General features: G+C 71.3%; 23 protein-coding genes. 16 read left to right on the forward strand and 7 right to left on the reverse strand.

Translation table 11 applies throughout. The features are described from left to right. Positions 1-70 precede the first annotated feature (70 nt). Complete coding sequence (locus BJ963_RS18625; protein ID WP_179457914.1) at positions 71-490, forward strand: VOC family protein; 420 nt, start codon at positions 71-73, stop codon at positions 488-490. Here BJ963_RS18625 and BJ963_RS18630 read toward each other — a convergent pair. Next, positions 477-1,295 carry a hypothetical protein gene (locus BJ963_RS18630; RefSeq protein ID WP_179457915.1) on the reverse strand — a complete coding sequence of 273 codons (819 nt, stop codon included), beginning with the start codon at positions 1,293-1,295 and terminating at the stop codon, positions 477-479. The genes BJ963_RS18625 and BJ963_RS18630 overlap by 14 nt on opposite strands. Before the next feature lie 24 nt (positions 1,296-1,319). Next, the gene (locus BJ963_RS18635; protein WP_179457916.1) at positions 1,320-1,601 is read right to left on the reverse strand and encodes a hypothetical protein; all 282 of its coding nucleotides are present in this window, start codon (positions 1,599-1,601) and stop codon (positions 1,320-1,322) included. A gap of 250 nt (positions 1,602-1,851) precedes the next feature. Between BJ963_RS18635 and BJ963_RS18640 the strand changes: the two genes are divergently transcribed. Continuing rightward, positions 1,852-2,964, forward strand: coding sequence for a glutamate--cysteine ligase (locus BJ963_RS18640; protein ID WP_343037321.1), 1,113 nt, complete (start codon positions 1,852-1,854; stop codon positions 2,962-2,964). 77 nt (positions 2,965-3,041) lie between these two features. Continuing rightward, positions 3,042-3,311, forward strand: coding sequence for a hypothetical protein (locus tag BJ963_RS18645; RefSeq protein WP_179457918.1), 270 nt, complete (start codon positions 3,042-3,044; stop codon positions 3,309-3,311). A 35-nt stretch (positions 3,312-3,346) separates the two neighbouring features. On the opposite strand, the gene BJ963_RS18650 is transcribed toward BJ963_RS18645, so the two are convergent. From BJ963_RS18650 to BJ963_RS18660, 3 genes are all read right to left on the reverse strand, one after another. Next, positions 3,347-3,553: a hypothetical protein gene (locus BJ963_RS18650; RefSeq protein WP_018189822.1), complete on the reverse strand. Its 207-nt coding sequence runs from the start codon at positions 3,551-3,553 to the stop codon at positions 3,347-3,349. A gap of 81 nt (positions 3,554-3,634) precedes the next feature. Next, positions 3,635-3,796, reverse strand: a complete 162-nt coding sequence (locus tag BJ963_RS18655) for a hypothetical protein (protein ID WP_172824212.1) — start codon at positions 3,794-3,796, stop codon at positions 3,635-3,637. Positions 3,797-3,889: 93 nt separating this feature from the next. Beyond that, a complete protein-coding gene (locus tag BJ963_RS18660; RefSeq protein ID WP_179457919.1) occupies positions 3,890-5,476 on the reverse strand; it encodes a Na+/H+ antiporter in 1,587 nt (528 codons plus the stop codon). Positions 5,477-5,630: 154 nt separating this feature from the next. On the opposite strand from BJ963_RS18660, the gene BJ963_RS18665 reads away from it, so the two are divergent. From BJ963_RS18665 to BJ963_RS18710, 10 genes are all read left to right on the forward strand, one after another. Next, positions 5,631-6,893 carry a bifunctional glycosyltransferase family 2/GtrA family protein gene (locus BJ963_RS18665; protein ID WP_179457920.1) on the forward strand — a complete coding sequence of 421 codons (1,263 nt, stop codon included), beginning with the start codon at positions 5,631-5,633 and terminating at the stop codon, positions 6,891-6,893. Beyond that, complete coding sequence (locus BJ963_RS18670) at positions 6,890-9,025, forward strand: glycosyltransferase family 39 protein (RefSeq protein WP_179457921.1); 2,136 nt, start codon at positions 6,890-6,892, stop codon at positions 9,023-9,025. Before BJ963_RS18665 ends, BJ963_RS18670 begins: the two co-directional genes overlap by 4 nt. Before the next feature lie 44 nt (positions 9,026-9,069). Then, positions 9,070-10,392 (forward strand): APC family permease, encoded by a 1,323-nt coding sequence (locus BJ963_RS18675; protein WP_179457922.1) that lies wholly within the window; start codon positions 9,070-9,072, stop codon positions 10,390-10,392. Between the two features lie 220 nt (positions 10,393-10,612). Next, positions 10,613-11,218 carry a hypothetical protein gene (locus BJ963_RS18680; RefSeq protein WP_179457923.1) on the forward strand — a complete coding sequence of 202 codons (606 nt, stop codon included), beginning with the start codon at positions 10,613-10,615 and terminating at the stop codon, positions 11,216-11,218. Positions 11,219-11,484: 266 nt separating this feature from the next. Further along, positions 11,485-12,258: a peptidoglycan-binding domain-containing protein gene (locus BJ963_RS18685; protein WP_179457924.1), complete on the forward strand. Its 774-nt coding sequence runs from the start codon at positions 11,485-11,487 to the stop codon at positions 12,256-12,258. After that, positions 12,249-12,845: an ATP-binding cassette domain-containing protein gene (locus tag BJ963_RS19480; protein ID WP_179457925.1), complete on the forward strand. Its 597-nt coding sequence runs from the start codon at positions 12,249-12,251 to the stop codon at positions 12,843-12,845. The genes BJ963_RS18685 and BJ963_RS19480 overlap by 10 nt, the downstream gene beginning before the upstream one ends. 5 nt (positions 12,846-12,850) lie before the next feature. Continuing rightward, positions 12,851-13,918 carry a hypothetical protein gene (locus BJ963_RS18695; RefSeq protein WP_179457926.1) on the forward strand — a complete coding sequence of 356 codons (1,068 nt, stop codon included), beginning with the start codon at positions 12,851-12,853 and terminating at the stop codon, positions 13,916-13,918. A gap of 67 nt (positions 13,919-13,985) precedes the next feature. Then, positions 13,986-15,023: a substrate-binding domain-containing protein gene (locus tag BJ963_RS18700; protein ID WP_179457927.1), complete on the forward strand. Its 1,038-nt coding sequence runs from the start codon at positions 13,986-13,988 to the stop codon at positions 15,021-15,023. A 61-nt stretch (positions 15,024-15,084) separates the two neighbouring features. Continuing rightward, positions 15,085-16,476, forward strand: a complete 1,392-nt coding sequence (locus BJ963_RS18705) for an MFS transporter (RefSeq protein WP_179457928.1) — start codon at positions 15,085-15,087, stop codon at positions 16,474-16,476. Between the two features lie 86 nt (positions 16,477-16,562). After that, positions 16,563-18,302: a cellulase N-terminal Ig-like domain-containing protein gene (locus BJ963_RS18710; protein WP_179457929.1), complete on the forward strand. Its 1,740-nt coding sequence runs from the start codon at positions 16,563-16,565 to the stop codon at positions 18,300-18,302. 48 nt (positions 18,303-18,350) lie between these two features. On the opposite strand, the gene BJ963_RS18715 is transcribed toward BJ963_RS18710, so the two are convergent. Continuing rightward, positions 18,351-19,742, reverse strand: coding sequence for an amino acid permease (locus BJ963_RS18715; protein ID WP_179457930.1), 1,392 nt, complete (start codon positions 19,740-19,742; stop codon positions 18,351-18,353). A 96-nt stretch (positions 19,743-19,838) separates the two neighbouring features. Further along, on the reverse strand, positions 19,839-20,810 hold the full coding sequence (locus BJ963_RS18720) for a zinc-binding dehydrogenase (RefSeq protein WP_179457931.1): 972 nt from the start codon (positions 20,808-20,810) through the stop codon (positions 19,839-19,841). Positions 20,811-21,030: 220 nt separating this feature from the next. Between BJ963_RS18720 and BJ963_RS18725 the strand changes: the two genes are divergently transcribed. The 3 genes from BJ963_RS18725 to BJ963_RS18735 are packed head-to-tail and all read left to right on the forward strand — an operon-like array spanning position 21,031 to position 23,785. Further along, the gene (locus BJ963_RS18725; RefSeq protein WP_231946855.1) at positions 21,031-22,110 is read left to right on the forward strand and encodes a Gfo/Idh/MocA family protein; all 1,080 of its coding nucleotides are present in this window, start codon (positions 21,031-21,033) and stop codon (positions 22,108-22,110) included. A 5-nt stretch (positions 22,111-22,115) separates the two neighbouring features. Continuing rightward, positions 22,116-22,814, forward strand: a complete 699-nt coding sequence (locus BJ963_RS18730) for a ThuA domain-containing protein (protein WP_218857130.1) — start codon at positions 22,116-22,118, stop codon at positions 22,812-22,814. Beyond that, positions 22,811-23,785 carry an ABC transporter permease gene (locus BJ963_RS18735; protein ID WP_179457932.1) on the forward strand — a complete coding sequence of 325 codons (975 nt, stop codon included), beginning with the start codon at positions 22,811-22,813 and terminating at the stop codon, positions 23,783-23,785. The genes BJ963_RS18730 and BJ963_RS18735 overlap by 4 nt, the downstream gene beginning before the upstream one ends. Positions 23,786-23,791 lie beyond the last annotated feature (6 nt).

Here is a 23,791-nt window from a genome sequence, read left to right on the forward strand (position 1 = left end):
GGCCTCGGGCCTCGGGCCCCGGGCCCCGGCCCAGGGTTCGGGAGTCGGCGGTCGGGGCTAGCCTCGGGGCATGGACCAACGCATCAGTCTCGTGACGCTCGGGGTGGCCGACCTGGCGAGGAGCCGGGCCTTCTACGAGGAAGGACTCGGCTGGACGCCCGCCGACGCGCAGGACGGGGTGGTCTTCTATCAGCTGCCCGGGATGGCGTTCGCGTTGTTCGGGCGAGACGAGCTGGCGGAGGATGCGCGTTACCCGGTCGACGGGACGTTCAGCGGCATCACCCTGGCGTGCAACCAGCGGTCGGAGGAGGACGTCGACCGTGTGTTCGCCCAGGCGGAGGCCGCGGGCGCGCGCATCCTGAAGCCCGCCGAGCGCGTGTTCTGGGGCGGCTACTCCGGCTACTTCGCCGACCCCGACGGGCACGTCTGGGAGGTCGCGTTCAACCCGGGGTGGACGCTCGCGGAGGACGGCACCCTCACGGTCGGCTGAGGGCGTCGCGGGCGACGACGAGCCGGTCGGCGAGCGGCCGCAGCCGCGCCTTCGTGAGGTTCTCACGGGCGACCCAGCGCGCATCCGCGTCGGTCGAAGTGGCCAGCCGTTCCAGGAGGGGCACTCCGGAATCGGGGTCGGCCGCCGCGATGACGCTGACCGCGTAGCCGAGCGCCTGGCGGAGCACCCGGACGTCCGGATCGCGGCGCGAGGCGGCCGGGACGGCGAGCAGGACATCGACCGCGCGCTCGACGACGGAGGCCGCTTCCGCGGCGTGGCGCGGGTCGCGCAGCAGGGCGGGCTCCGCGACGGCGGCCACGGCGGCACGAGTGGGAAGGGGGCCGGCGAGCAGCCACGCGTGCGCCTGGCGAAGGCCCCGATCCCACTCCACGGCGAGCACCCGCTGCAGGCCGGTCGCTGCGAGTTCGCGCACGCGCCAGCGCGGGTCGGCGGTCGCCTCATCGAGGAGCGCCGCCGCATCCGGGTCCGGCTCGGCGGCGATGATCGCTCCCACCGACAGCGCCGCCACCGCTGCGAGGTACTCACGGTGCGGCTCGGGAAGGTCCGGTTCGTCGGTCAGCCAGCGACGGAGGAGCTGGAGGGCATCGGCTCGCCGCTCGGGCGGTGTCCGCTGCGCGAGATCGGCCACGCGGTGGGCGAGCTCGAGGTTGGCGCGGGGACCGGGGAGCCGGCTGTCCGCCGCCAACCGCCGCTCCCATCCGTGCGCGTCGCCGTCGAGCGCGCGCCGCCAGGAGCGCTCGAGCTCGTCATCGGTCGCTGTGGTCTCGTCCACTGATTCGGCCATGCCCCGGAGTCTAGAGCGGCGCCGTCAGGACGGTGCGGTCCCGTCGCCGGTCCCGTCGCACACCGGGTACACGCGGGTGTCGCGCTCGAAGAAGCGCGGCGGCGTGGTCGAGGTCCGGATGAGGCCCGCACGGTGGAAGGACCGCAGGTCGGCGAACAGGCCGGGCAGGTGCATCCCGTGCAGTTCATCCATGGTGATGCCCGGCTGCCGGACGAGCAGTGCCATCAGGCGGACCCGTGCCGCAGTGTCGCTGCGCTCGGTCAGCAGGGCCGGATCGAAGGGGATCCGTGTCGCCGTGTCCCACATGGAGGCTCCTCGATCTCGCATCACTGCGGCGGCGATTCGTTGCGCCGTTGGGTCAGTTATAGGGGCAGCGTGGCCGCGCTCGCAATGCAGGTACGCGATGATCGGCCGGATCGGGCACAGACACCGCAACGGATGTGCGAATGGGCGATACTTTGCCGGCCCGACCGCCTGCCCGGCCCGAACGGATGCACGGCACATTCACGGCGGATCGGGTATTGTCCGTCCGCACGCGCTCGCCGATAGTGGTCTCGTGAGGACTTTCGGGGTGGAGGAGGAGCTCCTCCTGGTCGACGCGCGCGGGATGGCAACGCCGGTTGCCCCGTCCGTCCTCGCGGACGCGCCGCCGGTCGTCGACGGGCCGTCCGTGAGCGCGGAGTTCCAGCAGGAGATGATCGAGACGCAGACGCGTCCGCAGCTGCTGACCAGCGAGCTGCTGCTCGACATCGTCGGCGGCCGCGAGCTCGCCGACGGACTCGCCCAGCGGCACGGCGCCCGCGCGATCGCCGTCGCCATGTCCCCGATGCGGCTGCGCCCCCATGTGACCGACGACCCGCGGTACGCGAAGATGATCGAACGCTACGGGCTGACCGCGCGGGGCACCCTCGTCTGCGGCTTCCACGTGCACGTGGGGATCGGGTCGCGCGAGGAGGGCGTCGCGGTGCTCGACCGCATCCGCACCTGGCTGCCGACGCTGCTCGCCCTGAGTGCGAACTCGCCGTTCTTCGGCGGAGCGGACACCGGGCACGCCAGTTACCGGTTCGCCGCCTGGCACCAGTGGCAGAGCGCCGGACCGACCGACGTGTTCGGATCGGTGGAGGCGTACGACCGGTTCGAGAGCTTCCTGGTCGACACCGGCGTCATCCTCGACACGGGGATGCTGTACCTCGACGCGCGCGTCTCGCACAAGCAGCCGACGGTGGAGGTGCGCGTGGCGGACGTCTGCCTCGACGCGAGGGACGCCGCGGTCATCGCGGCCCTGGTCCGCGCTCTCGTCGACACCGCGGCGGCGGACTGGCAGGCCGGCGTCCCGCCCGCGGCGGTGCCGTCGGCGGCGCTCCGGCTCGCCGAGTGGCAGGCGGCGCTCACCGGCGTCCGCGGCTCGCTTCCGCATCCCGTCACCTGGCGGGAGGTGCCTGCGGTGGACGCCGTCGACGCGCTGCTGTCGCACACCTCGGCCGCACTCGAGGCGAGCGGCGACCTGATGCTCGTGCGGCGGGGACTCGCGCGCATCCTCGCGACCGGCGGAGGCGCCGGCCGTCAGCGCGTGGCCTTCGAGCGGCGAGGGCGGATGCGCGACGTTGTCGCGCTGGCCGTCTCGGCCACCCATGAGCAGTCGGAGGACGACGACCTGGTCGTGGCCTGAACGGTCCTGCGGGCACGTGCGTTCACGCACGGTCATGCGCCCTTCCGCCCGCGAGGGATCGCGCCTATCCTGCGGTCATGACGGAGAAGGAGCTCGCCCACCAGCACGCCGTCTACACGTACGGCTCGCTGCCGCTGACCCTCATGTACAGCCCGACGGCGACAGCAGCCTGGGAGGTCTACTACGGCGGCGAGTACCTGGGCCTGATCGAGGAGGTGCACGACACCGGCGAGCTGTGGCCGGCGTTCGTCGCGCGGCTCCCCGGCGAGGAGGAGGCCGGCGATGGCATCCCCGCAGCGGACTGGCGGCTGGCCGTCGAGGTGCTGGCCGGGCAGGCCGGTCTCTAGACGCCGGTCAGGTGCGCCCGACCCCCGGTGATGCGTCAGAACGCGAACTGCGACCACTCGTCGCGGGCCAGCGACACCTGCTCGCCGCGCGAGTCGACGATCCAGGAGTCGGAGGTGCAGCCCAGATAGGTGCAGAGCAGGGTCTCGCTCGACCACCCGTCCGCCGAGCGCACCCACCGCACCAGATGCACATCCTGACCGGGCTTCGGAACGTTCCCGATCGGTGATTCGAAAGTCGTCACGCTGCACCCCTCCCCTCGGGCGGCCTGTCTGATGACGACCCTAGCGGGGTACACGACCGGGGGACAAGTGGCCCGGGCGGATCAGTTGCCGCTGTCGTCCTCGAGCGGGTCGAACTCGTCGTGCTCCGGCTCGAAGATGCCGTCGGCGTCGTACGGCCCCTCCCCGCCCCCTTCGGCGATGGCGTCGGTGTCGATCGGCTCGCCCGACGGGGTCTCCGGCCAGTTCTCCTTGGCGTCGCTCATGGCGTCCCTCCCGGCTCGCTGTCGCATGGATGCTCTGAGCGCGATGGTAGACGGCTCCCCGCGTGCCCGGTAGGGCCGCCCGTCACTCACCCGTCACTCGCCAGGCTCACGCCCGGTGAGCCGCACCTCCTCGACGTCGAGCTTGCGCTGGATGTCCCGCAGCACGATGTCGTCGATCTCGCCCTCGTCGCGCAGCCGGACCACCTCTTCCCGTTTGCAGTGCAGCAGGGCCAGCCGCAGCTCGGTGTCCTGCCTGCTCCGCTCGTTCGCCTCTTCGCCGTCGCGCGACTCGTCCTCCACCTCGAGCAGCTCGAGGTGCTCCTCGAATTCGCCCTGGATCCGCTCGCTCACCTCGGGGTCGACTCCGAGTCGCCGGGCGATCTCGGGGAGCTCGTCGAGCGCGGCCCGGGTGGCGCTCGTCTCGGCGAGCCGCAGTTCGTGGCCGACCGATTCGTCGGAAGGCAGACGCGCCCAGCGCACGACGGCCGGGAGGACGAGCCCCTGCCCGACGAGCGTCACGACGATCACGCCGGTGGTGACGAACACGATGAAGTCGCGGCCGGGGAAGGGATCGCCGTTCTCCAGCGTGGCCGGGACGGCGAGGGCGGCGGCGAGGGAGACGGCGCCGCGGAATCCGGCGAGCCCGCTCACGACGCGCGCCCGGTCGCTCATCCGCCGCTTCCTCTGCTGCGGGCGCCGGTCGATGAGCCGGATCAGGTACACGGTGCCGAACAGGTAGGCGAAACGGACGGCGACGATGACCGCCGTGACGGCGGCGATCGCGACCAGGCCCATCCCGACGTCCACCGCAGCCAGCTCCATCGTCGACCGCGGCAGCTCGATGCCGACGAGGACGAACAGGCTCGCGTTGAGCAGGAAGGTCGTGAAGGTCCAGAAGGCGTCGGACTGCCTCCTCCCCTCGGCGATGCCGATGCGCGGACCGGCCTGGCTGATGATCAGCCCGGCGACCACGACGGCGAGCACCCCGGACGCGTGGACGAGCTCGGCCAGCAGGTACGCCACGAACGGGGTCAGCAGCATGGCGATGTTCTGGGTGATCGCATCCCGCAGCCGGCGCCGCGCGAGGATGGCGACCCAGGCGACCAGCGCGCCGATGACGCCGGCTCCGACGTAGGCGATGAGCAGGGTCAGCGAGATCGCCCCGACGCTCACGTCGGTGTCGCCGACGGTGAACCCGACCGCCAGGGACCACAGCACCAGCGCCGTCCCGTCGTTCACCAGGCTCTCGGCGCGGAGGATGGTGACGTTGCGGCGGGGGAGGGACCGCGTGAACGACGTCATCGCCGTCGCGTCCGTCGGGGCGATGGCGGCGCCGAGCGTCCAGGCCGCACCCCAGGGCAGCCCCATCGCGTGCGCCAGCACGGCGACGGCGGCCGCGGTCACGACGACCAGCCCCGTGCTCATCAGGACGATGCCGCGCAGGTTGGAGCGGATCTCCCGCAGCGACGTGGTCAGGCTCTCCCAGTAGAGAATCGCCGGGAGGAACAGGAACAGCACCACCTCCGGTGCCAGCTCGATGTCGCGGAACAGCGGGATGAACCCGATCAGCACCCCGATGCCCACGAGGAGGAGCGGCTGGGCGATCCCGGTCTTCCGAGCGATCACCTTCGTCAGCAGGGTGGTGAAGCCGATGACGACGACCAGTTCGAGTCCGAGCACAGGACCTCCTCTGCCGCACATCCTCCCGCGGCACCGGGTGGACCGTAACCCTCGGGGAGCGGATGTGCAGCGCATAGCAGGTGCGCAGCAAAGACATTCACGACCCACAGGCATGCGAAAGGTCACAGGAATGTCACGACGGGAGGGTGTCGGCATGACGCACGAAACCCTCCCTCACCCGCCGGCGCTCGACGTCGTCGTGCCCGTCTACAACGAGCAGGCGACGCTCGACACATCCATCCGCCGGCTGCACGCCTACCTGAGCGCCGATATGCGCTACACGTGGCGCATCACCATCGCCGACAACGCGAGCACCGACGCGACGCCCGCGATCGCCGACGCTCTCGCGGCCGACCTGCCGCACGTCGTCGCCGTGCACCTGCCGCTGAAGGGGCGCGGTCGCGCCCTCAAAGCGGTGTGGGGCGCCTCTCCCGCCGAGGTGCTCGTCTACCTGGACGAGGACCTCTCGACCGACCTCGCCGCCCTTCCTCCGCTGGTCGCCCCACTGCTCTCGGGCCACTCGGACCTCGCCATCGGCACCCGCCTCGGGCGCTCCGCGCGCGTGGCGCGCGGAGGCAAGCGCGAGTTCATCTCGCGCAGCTACAACCTCTTGCTGCGGCGCGCCATGTCCGTCGGGTTCAGCGACGCACAGTGCGGGTTCAAGGCGATCCGCCGGGATGTCGCCCAGCGGCTGCTGCCGCTGGTGGAGGACGACGGGTGGTTCTTCGACACCGAGCTGCTCATCCTCGCCGAACGGGCCGGGCTGCGCATCCACGAGATCCCGGTGGACTGGGTCGACGACCCGGACAGCTCGGTCGACATCGTGCGGACCGCGACCGACGACCTCAAGGGGATGCTGCGCGTCGGCACGAATCTGGCCCGCGGCCGCATCCCGCTGGAGGCGGTCTACGCCGAACTCGGCCGCCGGCCCTTCACGCCGCCGCGCCCGCCCGGATTCTTCGGGCAGGTGCTGCGATTCGGGATCGTGGGCGTGCTGTCGACCGCTGCATACGCGGTGCTGTACCTGCTGCTGCAGAGCGTGCTGAGCGCGCAGGTCGCGAACCTGGCGGCGCTGCTGCTCACGGCGATCGCGAACACCTGGGCCAACCGGCGCTTCACCTTCGGTGTCGACGGACCCGGGATGGTGAAGCACCAGTTCCAAGGGCTCGTGGTGTTCGGCATCGCCTGGGCCCTCACCAGCGGATCGCTCGCCGTGCTCCACGCCGCCGCTCCGCACGCGTCCGCTCAGCTGCAGCTGCTCGTGCTCACCGCGGCCAACCTCGTCGCGACGCTGCTGCGGTTCGTGCTGCTGCGGTTGTGGGTGTTCCGGCGGCCCCGGGCCGTCCCCGGGGTCTCTGCGCCCGATCCTGCTGTGCCCTCCGCCCCCCTGACCCTCACCTCCACCGAAAGCGAGTGATCGCCATGTCCGTCACCGTCACCACCCCTCCGGCGTCAGTGTCCCCGACCACGGGAGCGGCGTCCGCGCCACGGCCCGGCGCGCGCATCCGTTCCGCTCTGCGGCGGGTCGTCCGCGGCCGGGAGGACGCCGCCCGCTGGGAGCGCCCCGCCCTGCTCGGCCTCCTCGCCCTCACCGCCCTGCTCTACCTGTGGGACCTCGCGGCGAGCGGGTACGCGAACTCCTTCTACTCCGCGGCCGTGCAGGCCGGGAGCGTGAACTGGGAGGCGTTCTTCTACGGCTCCAGCGACGCCGCCAACTCGATCACGGTCGACAAACCGCCCGCGAGCCTGTGGATCATGGCGCTGTCGGTTCGGCTGTTCGGGCTCAGCTCGTGGAGCATCCTCGTGCCGGAGGCGCTGATGGGCGTCGCGACGGTGGCCATCGTCTACGCGACCGTGCGCCGCCGCTTCAGCGCACAGACCGCCCTCCTCGCCGGCGGCGTGCTGGCCATCACGCCCGTGGCCGCCCTCATGTTCCGGTTCAACAATCCGGACGCGCTGCTGGTGCTGCTGCTCACCCTCTCCGCATATCTCACTCTGCGGGGCATCGAGAGCGGCCGGTTGCGCTGGGTCGTGTGGGCGGGCGTCGCCGTGGGGTTCGCGTTCCTCACCAAGCAGCTGCAGGCGTTCCTCATCCTCCCCGTGCTGGCCGGGGTCTATCTGGCGATGGCGCCGCTGTCGTGGCGCAAGCGCTTCCTGCACCTTTTCGCCGCGCTCGGTGCCGTGATCGTCTCGGCGGGCTGGTGGGTCGCGATCGTCGAGCTCGTCCCCGCCTCGCTGCGGCCCTACATCGGCGGGTCGCAGAGCAACAGCTTCCTGGAGCTCACGTTCGGCTACAACGGCCTCGGCCGCCTCACCGGCGACGAGACAGGCTCGGTCACCGGCGGGGGCGGCGGACGAGCCGGAGGCGGGATGTGGGGGCAGACCGGCATTCTGCGCCTGTTCGAGAACGAGATCGGCGGCCAGATCGCCTGGCTGCTGCCCGCCGCGCTCGTGGTGTTCGTCGTCGCGCTCGTGCTCGGCCGGCGGATGGCACGGACCGACGGCCGCCGCGCGACCCTGCTCGTCTTCGGCGGCTGGCTCATCGTGACCGCGCTGGCGTTCAGCTTCATGGTGGGCATCTTCCACGCCTATTACACGGTCGCGCTCGCTCCGGCACTCGCCGTCACCGTCGCCGTCGGCTCCTCGGCGCTCTGGCTGGCGCGCGAGCGGCTCTGGGTGCGCATCGTGTCGGCGGTCGTCGTGCTCGGGACAGGGGTCTGGGCCTGGGTGCTCCTCGACCGCGCGACCGACTGGCTGCCGTGGCTCAAGGTCGTCGTGCTGGCGGCGGCCATCGTCGCGGCGGTGCTGCTGACGCTGCCTCCGCGTCGCGCGCTCGCGGCGGCGACCATCGCCACGACCCTGGTGGCCGGGCTGCTGGCTCCGCTCGCGTACACGATCCAGACGGTGACGACGGCCCACACCGGGTCCATCGTCACCGCGGGGCCGACGGTCGCCGGTGGGATGGGCGGCCCTGGCGGTGCTCGCGGCTTCGGCGCTCCGGGCGGAGCGAACGGCGCGGCAGGCGGCTTCGGCGGTCAGGGGATGCCTCCCGGCGGTGCGGGGACGGCTCCCGGTGGGACGGGGACTGCGCCCGGCGCGACCGGCACTGTTCCAGGCGGCACAGGCACGGTTCCCGGCGGCACCGGCACTGTTCCAGGCGGCACGGTTCCCGGCGGCACGGGCGGGATGGGCTCCCTCCTCGGCGCAGGCACCGCCGGCTCGCAGCTCGCCGCGCTCCTGAAGGCCGACGCCTCGTCGTACACCTGGGTGGCGGCGGCCGTCGGCTCCAATGCGGCCGCCGGGTACCAGCTGGCGACTCAGCAGCCCGTCATGCCCATCGGAGGCTTCAACGGCTCCGACCCGTCGCCGACGCTCGCGCAATTCAAGCGGTACGTGTCCGAAGGGCGCATCCACTACTTCATCGCAGGCGGTGTCGGCGGACAGGCCAACGGCGGGAGCAGCTCGTCGAGCGAGATCGCGGCGTGGGTGGCCGACACATTCACCGCGCAGACGGTCGACGGGGTGACGGTGTACGACCTGACCCAGTGAGCCCCGCCTGGTCGCCTGTCGGGGGTCCGCGCCATCATGGACACATGACGGAACGCGGGCCCTCGACCACGCGCGCCCGCGGTCCGGAGCCCGAGCTCCCCGACCCGCGCGTGCCGGAACCGCCGCGCGGGCGGCTGGGGGTGGCGGGCGGCACCGCGCTGTACATCGCCGCGGTGCTCGGGACGGGCATCCTCGTGCTCCCGGCGCTCGCCGCGGCGGCCGCCGGGCCCGGCGCGATCCTGGCCGTCGCGGCGCTGGCACTCATCTCCATCCCCCTCGCGAGCACCTTCGCGGCGCTCGCGCGCCGGCACCCCGACGCCGGCGGCGTCGCCACCTTCGCGCGCAGGGCGTTCGGTCCCGGCGCTGCCCGGGTGATCGGGTACTGGTTCTTCTTCGGCACCCCCATCGGTGCGCCGATCGCAGCGCTGATGACGGCCAGATACGTCGTCGCGGTGATCGGCGGCGACACCATCAGCACGACCCTCATCGCCATCGGGCTGATGGTGATCCCCGTCGTCGTCACCGCCTTCGGCGTCCGGTTCGCCGCGTCCGTGCAGCTCGTGCTCTCCGGCGCGCTCGTCGCCGTGCTGATCTTCGTGCTGGCGGCGGCCGCACCGCACGCCCGGCCCGAGAACCTCGATCCGCTGCTCCCGCACGGCTGGGCGGGCGTCGGGCTCGCGATGAGCCTCTACATCTGGGCGTTCGCCGGCTGGGAGGCCGTCGCCGGGATCGGCGGCGAGTTCCGCCACCCGCGGCGCGACATCCCACGGGCGACCGCGCTGGCGCTGATCATCGTGTCCGTCGCCTATCTGGCCATCCAGGCCGTCACGGTCGTGGTGCTGGGCGAGAAGGCGGCCACGAGCGACGTGCCGCTCCTCGACCTGGTCCGGGTCGCGACCGGCGCCGGAGGCGGCGTCGTGGTGGCCGTGATCGCCGCGATCGTCGTGACCGGTGTCTTCAACGCCTACCTCGCGGCGTTCAGCAAGCTCGGCGCGGCCATGGGCCGCGACGGCGACCTTCCGGCCTGGTTCGGCCGGGGCGTCGAGAACGGCGCGGTCGCGCGGCGTGGCCTGCTGCTCTCCGCCGTCGTCATGGCCGTGTACTCCGTCGTCGTGCTGGCGAGCGGCGACCTCCCGCCGTTCATCCTCGTCCACACCAGCATCGCGGCCGCGGTCTACGGCCTGGGCGTGGCGTCGGCGCTGCGGCTGCTCCCCGCGCGCTCCCTCGGCTGGTGGATGGCGCTCCTCTCGTGCGTGCTCGCGGCCGGGCTCCTCGTGCTCGCCGGGTGGCACCTCGTGTTCCCCGCCGAGGTGGCGCTCGTGGCGCTCGCCGTCGGTGCGGTGCAGCGACCGCGTCGGGCGCATTAGCACAAATATGAATTCATATTTTTGCGTCCAATATGAATGATCCCTAGAGTCGGTCACGGAGAATTTCTCCGCGAACGGAGCGAATGGGAATGAGAAAGATCCTGGTCGGCGCGTCAGCAGTGGCGCTGGCGATGGTGGGAGTGGTGGCCGGGCAGTGGTCCCGGCAGGCGGCGTGCTGGCCCAATGTCGTCTCCTACGGTTACTCCCTCAGGTCCTAGGCATGCGTCAGAGGGTCACCGGCGCGATCGCCGTCGTCCCGGCTGGCATGGCGGTGCTTGGAGCCCTGGCCGGCTGTTCGTCGTCGACTCCGAAGACGAGGCAAACGCTCTCTCTCGATGGTCCGTGGGCCAGCGAGTTTCAGAAGGGGTTCGCCGATGCGAAGAGCGAGTGGGAACGCGATGTGCTCCGCGACGGCGTCGTCACCGCGACGGAGTACGAGCAGAGCAGAGCACATGTGCGGTCCTGCCTCGGGGACGCCGGCCTGACGATCGCCTGGAACGGATCCGGGGGATTCTCCCTCGGCTCGAAGTCGGGGTCGTACCCCGACGACTTCTTCGACCGCGCCGACCCGATCCTCCAGCAGTGCGAATCGCAGTGGGCCGGCTGGATCCCGGTCCTCTTCGAGCAGGTACGCCGCAATCCGGAGAAGAAGGACGAAGCGACGATCCAGGTGGCGTGTCTGGAGGCCGCGGGTCTGGTGGACAAGACCTACAGCAAGCAGCGCTGGTCGCGCGACAACGAGAAGGGCGACTTCCCGTTCGATGCGATGTCCGGGAGCGCGCGCCGATGCTCCCTCGATCCGCTGTCGCTCTGGCTGACCGAATGACCCGCAGGCGTGGGCCCCGGCGGCCTCTCGTCGGCATCGGCAGCATCGTCGCGGCGAGCGCCGCGGCTGCAGCCGCCGCACTGCTGGCACACCCACCGGAGCCGGCAACGTTGGCGGCGCCACGGCAGAACGCGACCGTTCCCGTGACGGAGCGCGCCTTCGATGACCGGCATCAGACTGAACTGATCGTGGCCCCGGGCCCGTCGCGCTCGGTGACCTCACCCCGAACCGGCCGCCTGACGGCCTTCGATTGTGCGGCAGGGGCAGTGCTGCTTTCCGGCACCGCACCGCTCGCGATCGACGGGCGGCGCCTGATCGCGTCGGCGACCGGCGCGCCCCTGTGGCGGTCGCTGGCGTCGGGTGACCGCGGGGACGACGTCCTCGCAGTGCAATCGGAACTCACCCGGCTGGGCTATCCGACCGAGCAGGACGGCGTCATGGGTCGTGCCACGTTCCGCGCTCTCGCGGCACTCCGAAGCGACCTGAGGCTGCCCGCTGCGGCCGATCCGATTCTGGACCTCTCCGACGTGGTCTGGCTGCCGCAGGCCGAGGTCGCGGTCGATCAGTGCGCCGGGGTGCTGGGGACGAATGTCGGCTCCGGCGACGAGCTCATCCGGCTTCCGGTCAGGGCCGTCTCCGCACGTCTTTCGACGGTCCCGGTCCCGCGGGTTCCCGGTCCGCGGAGCATCACGGTCGGGTCCGTGACCGTGCCGGTCGGTGACGATGGGGCCGTCACCGGTGAGGCGTCGCTCGACGGCCTCTCGTCCCTTCCCGAGTTCGCCGCGGCCGCCCAGAAGGGAGGAGCCGCATCGGTGCCGGCGAGCTGGGCACTATCGACGCCGGTCACCGTGCAGGTCGTGCCTCCGGTCGCCCTGTGGGATATGAAGGACGGCGCGGCCTGCATCCAGCCCGCGCGCGGAAGACCGGTACTCGTGCGAGTTCTGGGATCCGATCTCGGACAGTCGTTCGTCTCCGTCGGCGAGGGCGACGAACTCGGTGACGTGGTCGTCTCTCCTCCGAAGGCGCGCACGTGCCGGTGACCCTGGTGGAGGTCAGCCACTCGTTCGGACGCCCGCTGTTCGATCCGATCTCGCACACGTTCGCACCGGGCCGCCTCACGGGGATCGTCGGACCCAGCGGATGCGGGAAGTCCACTCTGCTCGGCATCGTCGCCGGCATGATCAGGCCGACGACCGGGCGGGTCGAGCGGACATCTGCCCGGTGCACCTGGGTCTTCCAGAACCCGCATGGAGTCGCCCAGCGGCGTGTGCTCGATCACCTGAGCCTGCCCTCCCTCGCTCGCGGAGCGCCGCGCCGCGAGGCGGACACCGAGGCGCGGGAGCTATTGACCACGTTCGGTCTCGGGGACAGAGCCGACGTGACCTTCGGAGCGCTCTCGGGCGGGGAGGCGCAGCGGCTCATGCTCGCGCGCGCCGTCGCCTCCCGGCCGGACCTCCTCCTCGTGGACGAGCCGACAGCTCAACTCGACCGTGCGATGGCCGCCCACGTGAACGGCGTCATGGGGCATCTGGCCGGCAGCGGGGCGGCCGTCGTGATCGCGACGCACGACCCGGTGACCCGGGACGCGTGCGACGAGATCATCGACCTCGCCTCCTCGGGCCGGTGATCGGCATGCGGTGGACGGAAGCGCTGCGCGAGGCGGGTCGCGATATCGCGTCCGGGGCGGGGCGGACAGCCACCTTCGCCGTGCTGTTCCTCGTCCTGGTCGGAGGGGTCGCTGTGGCTGCGGAGCTGACGACGCTCCAGGCCATCATGGCCGCCCGCGCGTACGTGGAGTCCGGTTCGGCGACGTATGTGATGAAAACGCAGAAGCGCATCGACGGGCGGTCGTGCGATGCGCTCGAATCGCTGCCCAATGTCACCGCTGCCGGGGCGATCCGGGAGGAGACCGAGCTTCTTGTGCCGTCGACGCTCCCGCAGACTCCGATCGCGTCCTTCTCGATTTCACCCGGGTTCCGGGACCTCCTGGCCGCACGAGGTGACGCCACTCGAGCGGGCGTCGCGCTATCGGAAGATGTGGCCGGGACGCTCGGCGCAGACGTCGGGGACGACGTGGCGACCGCTCACGGTTCGACGCCGGTGAATTCGGTCTTCGCGTACCCGGATGACGGCAGAGACTCGGTGCTGGCCTTCTCGGCTCTCGCCGTCATCCCTCTCGGAGAAGACCCCTTCGACGCGTGCTGGGCCACGATCTGGCCCCACGACGAATCGGCCGTCGCCGCCCTGGGACGGACCGTGCTCCCGAGAGCCGGGTCCAGTGCTGATCGGCCCGTCCTGTCGCAACTCAATCAGGCGCACGGCCTCGAGTTCACGTCTCCGCGCGCCTTCGGCACCGACTCCGCGACCTTCCTCGCGGTGGTCGCCGGTGCGGTCCTGGGTGCGGCACACGTGTTCCGGCGACGGCTCGCGCTCGCCTCCGATCGTCATATCGGGGTCGGCCGTCTGCCGCAGGTCATCAGTCAGACGGGGCAGTGCGTCGTCTGGGCGTCGATCGGCGCCGCCGGGGCGTTGAGCGCCGTGCTCGTCTCTCTTCCTCCGCAGGATGCGGACCGCGGACCCCTCCTGACGGCCTCTGTCCTGATCCTCGTCGGCGGCGCAGGTTCGGCGGTGACCGTCTGTGCCGTGACGACCTGCCTGATCCGGGAGTCATCTCTGTTCCGCTATTTCAAGAACCGGTGATCATCCGCCGCCATCGCGCATAATGGGGGCACCCGCGCCTGATCGCGGGCGCAGGGGAGGGGGTGCGGTGACCGAACACCAGCGGGCCGCGAGCATGCGCGACGTCGCCGCCCTGGCGGGGGTCTCGCACCAGACGGTGTCGCGGGTGATCAACGGCCATCCCAGCATCCGCGAGTCGACGCGCCAGCGCGTGCTGGCCGCCATGGACCAGCTGCATTACCGACCGAACCGGGCCGCCCGCGCGCTCGTCACTGCCCGGTCGCGAACGATCGGCATCCTGTCGACCTCGGCCGCTGCGCTGTACGGTCCGGTGTCGAGCATCAACGCCATCCAGGATGCGGGCAGAGCGGCGGGCTACTTCATCGCGGTCGCCCAGCTCTCCGACCTCCGGCCCGAGTCGATCGCCGCGGGTCTCGACCACCTGCTCGCGCAGTCCGTCGAGGGGCTCATCGTGATCGCCCCGCAGGAGGTCGTGCTCCAGCAGCTGGAGACGGCGCGCCTCGACGTCCCCTACGTGACCCTGCTCGGCGGACCGGCGTCGGTGCAGCGCGAGCTGACCGTCGACCAAGTGGCCGGCGCCCGGGCGGCGACGCGCCATCTCCTCGACCTGGGGCACCGGCGGATCGTCCACCTGTCGGGTCCGCTCGAATGGTTCGAGGCGCAGGCGCGGGTGCACGGCTACCGGTCGGAGCTCGCCGCCGCCGGCCTCGCGGCGCCGCCGTCGCCCGAAGGCGACTGGACCGCGGAGTCCGGCTACCGGCTCGGCCGGGAGGTGCTCTCCGACCCGGAGGTGACCGCCGTCTTCACCTCCAACGACCAGATGGCCCTCGGCGTCTACCACGCGGCGCACGAGCTGGGGCGCAGCATCCCCGGCGACGTGAGCGTCGTCGGTTTCGACGACATCGCCGAGGCGGCGCACTACTGGCCGCCGCTGACCACCGTCCTGCAGGACTTCACCCAGCTCGGCCGGCGCAGCGTCGAGAGCCTCGTGACGGAGATCGAGGGAGGCACGGAGCCGTCGCCGGTGACCCTGCGCCCCGACCTCGTGGTCCGCGCCTCGACGGCTCCACCGGCACAGGTGCGTCCTCCCGCCCCCGTGGCCTGAGGTCGCACCCCGCGCCCGCGTACCCCCCCGGGCGTCGGCGGGTCGGCCTAGGCTGGAGCGCATGAGCTCGCGCGATCTGGACTCGGAGACCGCGGCCCCCGCCATTCCCGATGTCGCGCCGGCCGGAGGTGTGCTGAGCGCGCCGTTCCGCTGGACCAGCATCGGGATGTGCCTCCTGATCACCCTGGCGGCGTTCGAGGCTCTCGCGGTGACGACGATCATGCCGACGGTGAGCCGCGAGCTCGACGGCGCCTCCCTCTACGCCTTCGCGTTCGCCGGACCGCTCGCCGTCGGCGTCGTCGGCATGGTGGCCGCCGGCGCGTGGACCGACCGCGGCAACCCGCGCTCCGCCCTGATCGCCTCCGTCGTGCTCTTCGCCGCCGGCCTGCTCACCGCGGGCCTAGCGCAGACGATGGGCGTGTTCGTCACCGGCCGGCTCGTGCACGGCCTCGGCGGCGGCGCTCTCACCGTGGTGCTCTACGTCATCGTGGCGCGTGTGTACCCGCCCCGGCTGCATCCCCGGATCTTCGCCGGCTTCGCCGCGGCGTGGGTCATCCCGTCGCTGATCGGGCCGTTCATCGCCGGAGTGCTGAGCGAGACGGTCGGCTGGCGGTGGGTGTTCCTCGGCGTCGTCGCCCTGACCGCTCTCGCCATGCTGATGGTCGTCCCGGTGATGCGTGATGTGCTCCGCGCACCCGGAGAACCCGGCCCCTTCCCCGTCGGCCGGATCCTGTGGGCCCTGCTGCTCGCCGGGGCCGTGCTCGCCCTCACCCTCGCGGCCGAGGCCTCCGGCCCGGTGCAGTGGATCGTGCCGGTGGTCGCCGCCGCGGTCGCGGCCGTCGCGATCCGTCCCCTGGTGCCTCGTGGCACGCTGATCGCGCGCCGCGGGCTGCCGAGCGTCATCCTGATGCGCGCCATCGTCGCCGCGACCTTCTTCGCCTCCGAGGTCTACGTGCCGCTCCTCATGGCGACGCAGTACGGGCTCTCCGCCGCGATCGCGGGTCTCGCCCTGACGGCGGCCGGTCTCAGCTGGTCGGCGGCCTCGTGGATGCAGGGGCGCTTCTCCGGCATCGGCAACCGTCTCGCAGCACGTCTCGGCGCGACCGGACTCACGATCGCCCTCGCGTCGCTCATCGCCACGGCGGTCTGGCATCTGGACCCGTGGATCGTGGTGGTCGGCTGGGCATTCGCCGGCGCGGGGATGGGATTCGTGTACCCGCGCCTCGGCGTGCTCACGCTGCACTACTCGACGGCGACCGACCAGGGGTTCAACAGCTCCGCGCTCACGATCGCCGACTCCACCGGCTCGGCGGTCGCCCTGGCCGCCACTGCCGTCGTCTTCGCGGCCCTCCGCGGAGCAGGGGGCGGTGTGCCGTTCGTCGGGGCGTTCGCGGTGACCGCAGTGCTGTGCGTTCTGGCCTGGGCGGTCGGGTCGCGACTGGTGCGCCGCTGACCACTCCCCGCAGCACGGTGCGCTCGCGTGCCCCTTGGCGGCTGGTATCGTGTGGTACAGCTTGGTATGCAGTTCTGGGAGGCGATGTGGAGACGGTCGACGCGCCGGCGGTTCTCGTGAGCCACCTCGGCTACGACACGGGGGCTCGCAAGTCCGCTGTGCTGGTCGGGTTCGACGACGCTCCCGAGCTGCGCGTGGAGCGGCTCGACGCAGAGGCCGCGGGAGGCGGCGAGACGGCGGTCGCGGTCGGCGCACCGCAACATGTCGCCCGCTGGTCGTCACGGACCTACGCGCGCGCCGACTTCTCATCGCTCACGACCCCGGGCCGCTACCGGCTCGTCGCCGGCGCGGGGGACGCGACGGTCGCCTCCGCCCCGTTCGTGATCGCGGCAGACCGGATCCCGAGCCTCGTCGTCTCCGACATCACGGCGATGTTCCGGGCGCAGCGCTCGAGCGGCGAGATCGACCGCGCGGATGCTGCCGCCCGGTTCTACGACGACGACTCCGGTCGCACCGTCGACGCGCGCGGCGGGTGGCTGGATGCGTCCGGCGACTACAGCAAATTCCTGAGCCACCTCACGTACACCAGCATGATGAGCCCGCAGCAGATCCCGCTCTGCGCCTGGGCGCTGCTCACGGCGGGGCGGGAACTCCGCGCCGCGCATCCTGGACTCGAGACCAGCCAGTACCCGCGTCTCCGCGACGAGGGCCTCTTCGGGGCGGACTTCCTCATCCGGTTCCAGGATCCGGCCGGTTTCTTCTACACGGCCATCTTCGACGCGCTTACGAAGCGGCTGGAGGAGCGCGTGATCACGGCGCCGCTGCAGGACAGCGTGCGCACGCAGCGGTGGCAGGCGGCGTACCGCCACGGCGGTGGTCTCGCCATCGCGTCGCTCGCGCTCGCCTCACGCGCCGACGATGCGGGCGAGTTCACCCGCGAGCAGTACTTCTCCGCCGCCGTCCGCGGGTTCGACCACCTCGAAGCGCACAATCGCGAGTACCTCTTCGACGGCGAGGAGTCCGTCATCGACGACTACTGCGCGCTTCTCGCGGCCGCCGAGCTGCTGGGAGCGGCCGCCGAGAACGGAGCGGACGCGAGGGCCTTCGTCGAAGCGGGGACGCGGCGCGCAGATTCTCTCGCCGGACGGCTGCGCGATGGCGCGACGGGCGCGTGGCTCGTCGGCGACGTGAACGGGCGGCCGTACTTCCACGCTGCCGAGCCGGGGCTGCCGGTCGTGGCTCTCCTGCGATGGGCCGAGGTGCTGAGGGCCGCGTCGCCGGCCGACCCTGGCGCCGATGCGGCCGAGCGCACGGCGCTCGCCATCCTCACGGGAGTGCTGCGGCGCACGGATGCCGTTGCCAACCCGTTCGGGTACCCGCGGCAGCGCATCCAGCCCGCCGGAGCTGCGCCCCGCGACGCCTTCTTCTTCCCGCACGAGAACGAGACCGGCTACTGGTGGCAGGGGGAGAACGCCGGGCTCGCCTCGCTCGCCTACGCTGCGGCCGTCGCGTCCCGGCTTCCCGAGGTCGATGAGGAGCTGCGCGCGCGGCTTCGCACGCTGCACGCCGATGTGGTCGCCTGGGTCGGGGGTCTCAATCCGTTCGATTCGTGCATGCTGCAGGGCCGAGGGAGGAACGGGGTGGAGTACTCCGCGGTGTACCAGAACACCCCGGGCGGCATCGTCAACGGGATCACCTCCGGCTGGGCGGATGAGGACGGCATCGCGTTCCTCCCCGCCGATGCGCCGGACGGCGAGGAGTGGCGCTGGGCCGAGCAGTGGATCCCGCACTCCGGCTGGTTCCTGCTCGCGGTCTGCGCCGGCTGAGCCCGCGCAGACCGGCTGTCCGGCCGGCCGTCAGGCACCCGGCCGCCGTCAGGACTCCAGCAGCGGAGCCGGGTCGTCCTCCGAGAAGTCCATCGCCGGCGGCTTCCGGCGGAACCCGCCGGTGAGGATCGCCAGCAGGACCACGCCGATCGCGACCCAGATCCCACCGGCGATGAAGGTCGTCGGAGAAAGGCTGGTCCACAGCCAGACGGTCAGGGCGAAGCCGATCAGCGGTGCGATCAGGTGGGTCAGCACGGCGCGTGCGCCGCGCTCGCGCTGGTCGATCAGGTAGTGCTTGATCACGGCCAGGTTCACGAAGCTGAAGGCGACGAGCGCGCCGAAGGAGATCACCGAGGCGGCGACGTCCAGCGGGAGCAGCAGGGCCCCGACGAGGCCGACGACGCCGACGATGAGGACCGCGAGCCACGGCGTCTTGAAGCGCGGGTGGATGGCGGCGAACACGCGCCGGGGCAGCTGGCCGTCCCGGCCCATGGCGAACAGGATGCGCGCGACGCTGGCCTGCGATGTCATCGCCGAGGCGAAGCTGCCCGCGATGTAGGCGGCCGTGAAGAAGGTGAACAGCGCACCGCCGCCGACGCGCGTCATCACATCGAGCGGCGCGGAGTCGGTGTCGGTGAAGTTCGCGAAGTCGGGGAAGACGAGCCCGGCGACGTACGCCGTGACGATGAACAGGAGGCCGCCGACCAGCGTGCACAGGATGATCGCGCGCGGGATGCTCTTCCTGGCGTCCTTCGCCTCCTCGCTCAGTGTCGAGACGGCGTCGAACCCGAGGAAGGCGAGCGCCAGGATCGCAGCGCCGGCGGCGATCCCGCCCAGGGTCGCGTCGCCCGAGAAGAAGGGGTCGAGCAGGTTCGGCACGGTCGCTCCGCCCGAGAGGTAGGCGATCCCGGTGGCGACGAAGACGACGATGAAGACGATCTGGACTCCGACCAGCGCCAGGTTGGCGCTCGACACGAGCGTGATGCCGATCACGTTGAGCAGCGTGACCACGACCACCGACCCGACCACCCATACCCACGCGGGGACGGCGGGGAAGGCGGCGTTGAGGTAGATGCCGATCACGAGGTAGTTGAGCAGCGGGAGCGCGAGGTAGTCGAGGAGCAGGGTCCAGCCGGTCAGGAAGCCGAGGTGGCGCCCGAACGTCCGCTGCGTGTAGGTGTAGGCCGATCCCGCGACTGGATACGCGCGCACCATGCTGGCGTAGCTGCCGGCGGTGAACAGCATCGCGATGGTCGTCACGAAGTAGGCGCCGGCCAGGTGGCCGCCGGTCGTCTCGGTGACGAGTCCGTAGGTGGTGAAGACGGCAAGAGGGAGCATGTAGGCCAGGCCGAACAGCAGGAGGGACGGGGTCCCGAGGCTGCGCTTGAGTCGCGGACCGGCGGGAGCGGCGGTGCTCGAGGGTCGGGAGGTGGTGGTCACGGGGTGCCCTTCGTCAAAGCCGGAAAGCGGTTACCCGGGAATGTATAGCTTTGGTGCTCGATTGGTAAAGAGAAATTTTCCCGACCGTGCCGGCGCTCAGGGCTCGACGACCGCTTTGACGAAGCCCGCTGCCCGCTGAGCCATGAGCTCGTACGCCTCATCGACTCCGTCGAGCGGGAAGCGGTGGGTGACCAGGGGCGCGAAGGTGAAGGCGCGGGAGGCGACCTGTCCGAGCGCATCGCTCATCGCCCGCATGACGCGCGGGTGGTCCGGGCAGAACCCGTTGACCACCGTCGCGCCTTTGTACCAGAGGTCCATGTCGAACGGCGCTGTGCCGGCGTGGTGGTACCCGACGACGCAGAGGGTGCCGAACGGGCGGACGAGCAGGGATGCGGTGGCCAGTCCCGGCGTCACTCCGGTGGCCTCCAGCACGACGTCGGCGCGGGGGTCCGCGCCGGCCGGCCCGGCGCCACTCGCACCGGCACCGCCCGCGCTGTCCGCGAAGGCGGCCACCTCGTCCGGGTGGAGCGCGACCGTGGCACCGAGCGCGATGGCGCGTTCGCGCGCCTCCGGGTTCGGGTCGACGGCGATGATCGTGCGCGGCGCCCGGGCACGGGCGAGCTGCAGCAGCCCGAGCCCCATGAACCCCAGACCGACGATCGCCACCCGGGACCCCGGGGCGAGCGGTGTCCGTGAGATGGCCTCCTCGAGCGTCGCGATCGGCTCCCCGATCGCGTGCGCCGGTTCGATGCCCGCCGGGACCGGCAGCAGCAGATCGTCCTCCAGCAGCGCGTGCGTCGCGAAGCCGGGTCCGCCGAGCCCGGTGACGAGCTCCCCCTCCCGCCACCGGGAGGATGCCGACCCGGCGGCGATGACGCGGCCCGTGATTTCGTGGCCGAGCTCGATCGGGTCGTCGCCCTCGCCCGGTCCGCGGAGCCACGGCGAGAGGTCCGACGTGCAGACCCCGCTCGCGACGATCTCGACCAGCACCTGGCCGGGGCGCGGTTCGGGGGTGGGGGCCTCCTCGATGCGGGAGGTGCGGGCGGCGACGACTCGGCTGATCAGCATGCGAGCAGTGTAGCGCTGTGGTCCGTTGTGGTCTTACGTGGACGCGTTCTCACAGCGCTCCCATTTGGTCACGGATTGTTTCAAACGCGTAAACGACGAAACCATCTCTTGTTACCGCTCACATTCTGTCTTACTCTGGCATTGGGTGGTATCGATCTGGGATACAGTCCGGTCCACCCCTCAGCCGTCTCGGCACCCGAGCAGTTCAATGGAGAAGCACATGCAGACATACTCTGCGGTCGTCGTCGCCGCCGGTGGGCAAGGCCGGGTCCATGCCGCCGCCTACCGCGCCGACGAGCGTGTGCGGCTCACGGCCGTCGCCGATGTCGACGCGTCCGCGGCGAACCTGTTGGCGGCCGAGCTCGACATCCCGCGGAGCTACGCGGACGTGACGGCGATGGTGCGCGAGGAGCGCCCCGAGATCGTCAGCGTCTGCACCCCTCCCGCGTTCCGCCGGCCCGTGGTCGAGGCGGCCATCGACGCCGGCGTCCGCGCCATCCATTGCGAGAAGCCCTTCGCCCTCAGCTACGGAGACGCGCTCGCCATGACCGAGCGGGCCGCCGAGGCGGGCGTCCAGCTGACCGTCAACCTGCAGCGCCGCTTCGAGCCGGTGCATCGGTTCGCGCGGGCGCAGCTCGACGAGGGCGTCATCGGAGAGCTGGTCACCATCGAGGGATACTGCCCGAACCTCTTCGACTGGGGAAGCCACATCATCGACCTGGCGCTCTTCTACCGGCACGACGCCCCCGCCGAGTGGGTGCTCGGGCAGATCGACGTCAGCACCAACCGCTATGTCTACGGTGCCTTCGTTGAGACCTCCTCCGTGACGCAGGTCTCCTGGAGCGACGGCGTCCGCGCGACGATCTCCACCGGCCGAGAGCCGGCCACGCCGCTCCTCAACCGCGAGAACAACCTGGGGCTGATCCTGCAGGGCACCCGGGGGCGGATCGTGGTGAACGGTCAGGAGTGCGTCGTCCAGCGCTTCGGAGCGGAGGGGATGCGCTTCGCCTCCCCGTACGCGAGCGATCCGTCGACGTGGGACCACGGGATCGACCCGGCCATCTTCGCCTGCACGCGCGCGGCCGTCGCGGATCTGGTGGACGGTCTGCAGACGGGGGAGGAGCCGGTGCTCGCCGCGCGTCACGCGCTCGCCGGCGCGGCCATCGTCTTCGCGACCTACGAGAGCAGCCGGTCGCGCGGCCGCGTCGCCCTCCCGCTCCAGGTGTACGACAACGCCCTGCTCAGCGGGCTCGACGAGGGACTGTGGTCGCCGGCCGGCGAACTGCGGTCGACGTGGTGACGCGGATGGCGACCGCGACGGTCATGCTCGTGGGCGACGACGTGTACGAGGACCTCTTCGCCGCGGGCGTCGAGCTCCAGGCACTGCTGGCCGACGACGGGCTCGCCACGCGCGTGCGGATCGGCGCCGGGTCGCTGCGCGAACAGGCGACCGCGTCGGACGAAGCGACCCCCGGTGACGACGTCATCGCGCTGTACCGCGCCGCGGGCGAACTCGACGACGACGCCCGCCGCGGGCTGGAACGCGCGGTGGCCGCGGGCGCCGGCCTCCTCGCCGTCCACTCCACCGCCTACCTGGAGGACGACGCGCTGGTTCCGGTGATCGGCGCCCGCTACCTCGACCATGGCCCGCTGCCGCACGAGTCCCGGTTCGCCGTCGCGCTCGCGCCGCACCCGGTGACCGCCGGCGTCGAGCCGTTCGAGCTGGAGCACGAGCACTACCGCCTCGCCGTCCAGCCCGGTGTGGAGGTGCTGGCCTGGCGCGACGCCCCGTACGGGCGCGAACCCCTGGTCACCGTGCACGCCTATGGTCGCGGGCGCGTCTGCTACCTGCAGTTCGGCCACGACCTCCGGGCCTGGGGCTCGACGGAGGTCCGCCGGCTCGTCACGAACGCGGCGCGCTGGCTCGCCCGGCCCGCCCGCACGGCCGAGGAGGCCGCGCTACCCACCCGCCCGATCGACGCGGAGGACACCGACCGCCCATGAGAGTGCTCCTGAGACGAGCCGTCTTCTATCTGATCACCGCCTGGGCGGCGATCAGCCTCAACTTCCTGCTCCCGCGCATCATGCCCGGCAGCCCGGCCGACGCGCTGATCGCCAAGTTCCACGGCAAGCTGTCGCCGGATGCCATCCAGGCACTGCGGGTGCTGTTCGGCCAGAGCGATGCGAGCCTCTGGCAGCAGTACCTGGACTACTGGAAGAACCTGTTCACGGGCAACTTCGGCACGTCGTACGCCTACTACCCGACGCCGGTGGCGGACGTGCTGGCGAGCAGCATCGGCTGGACCCTCGTCCTGATCACCGTGTGCACCGTTCTCGGCTTCCTGATCGGCACCGGCCTCGGGATGATCGTCGGCTGGAAGCGGGGGTCGTGGCTGGACGGCCTCATCCCGTTCACGACGCTGCTGTCGAGCATCCCGTACTTCTGGTTCGCCATCTGCGTCGTGCTGATCTTCTCGATCGTGCTGCACTGGTTCCCGCTCTCCGGCGGCTACTCCGTGACCGAGACCATCGGCTGGAACCTCGGCTTCATCGGCAGCGCCACGTACTACGCCGTGCTCCCGGCCCTCACGATCGTCGTCGCCTCGATCGGCGGTTGGCTGATCGGGATGCGCAACATGATGGTGACGACGCTCAGCGAGGACTACGTCCGGCTGGCGGAGGCGAAAGGCCTCCCGAAGCGAAGGGTGATGTTCAGCTACGCGGCGCGCAACGCCATCCTCCCGTCGTTCTCGAGCTTCGCGATGTCGCTCGGCTTCGTGGTGGGCGGCTCCATCGTCACCGAGGTCGTCTTCAACTACCCCGGGATCGGCACCGTGCTGTTCAAGGCGGCGCAGGCCCAGGACTACCCGCTCATGCAGGGCATCTTCCTGGTGATCACGATCACCGTCCTGGTCGCGAACCTCCTCGCGGACCTCATGTACGTCTTCCTCGACCCCCGCACACGAGAGAGCTGAGCTGAC

This window comes from Leifsonia soli (assembly GCF_013408745.1).
In the GTDB taxonomy this organism is placed as follows: Bacteria; Actinomycetota; Actinomycetes; order Actinomycetales; family Microbacteriaceae; genus Leifsonia; species Leifsonia soli.

Coding starts and splice junctions, on each gene's coding strand:
- BJ963_RS18625 (WP_179457914.1), top strand. CDS start 71: ATGGACCAACGCATCAGTCTCGTGACGCTCGGGGTGGCCGACCTGGCG.
- BJ963_RS18630 (WP_179457915.1), bottom strand. CDS start 1,295: ATGGCCGAATCAGTGGACGAGACCACAGCGACCGATGACGAGCTCGAG.
- BJ963_RS18635 (WP_179457916.1), bottom strand. CDS start 1,601: ATGTGGGACACGGCGACACGGATCCCCTTCGATCCGGCCCTGCTGACC.
- BJ963_RS18645 (WP_179457918.1), top strand. CDS start 3,042: ATGACGGAGAAGGAGCTCGCCCACCAGCACGCCGTCTACACGTACGGC.
- BJ963_RS18655 (WP_172824212.1), bottom strand. CDS start 3,796: ATGAGCGACGCCAAGGAGAACTGGCCGGAGACCCCGTCGGGCGAGCCG.
- BJ963_RS18665 (WP_179457920.1), top strand. CDS start 5,631: ATGACGCACGAAACCCTCCCTCACCCGCCGGCGCTCGACGTCGTCGTG.
- BJ963_RS18675 (WP_179457922.1), top strand. CDS start 9,070: ATGACGGAACGCGGGCCCTCGACCACGCGCGCCCGCGGTCCGGAGCCC.
- BJ963_RS18680 (WP_179457923.1), top strand. CDS start 10,613: ATGCGTCAGAGGGTCACCGGCGCGATCGCCGTCGTCCCGGCTGGCATG.
- BJ963_RS18695 (WP_179457926.1), top strand. CDS start 12,851: ATGCGGTGGACGGAAGCGCTGCGCGAGGCGGGTCGCGATATCGCGTCC.
- BJ963_RS18705 (WP_179457928.1), top strand. CDS start 15,085: ATGAGCTCGCGCGATCTGGACTCGGAGACCGCGGCCCCCGCCATTCCC.
- BJ963_RS18720 (WP_179457931.1), bottom strand. CDS start 20,810: ATGCTGATCAGCCGAGTCGTCGCCGCCCGCACCTCCCGCATCGAGGAG.
- BJ963_RS18725 (WP_231946855.1), top strand. CDS start 21,031: ATGCAGACATACTCTGCGGTCGTCGTCGCCGCCGGTGGGCAAGGCCGG.
- BJ963_RS18730 (WP_218857130.1), top strand. CDS start 22,116: ATGGCGACCGCGACGGTCATGCTCGTGGGCGACGACGTGTACGAGGAC.
- BJ963_RS18735 (WP_179457932.1), top strand. CDS start 22,811: ATGAGAGTGCTCCTGAGACGAGCCGTCTTCTATCTGATCACCGCCTGG.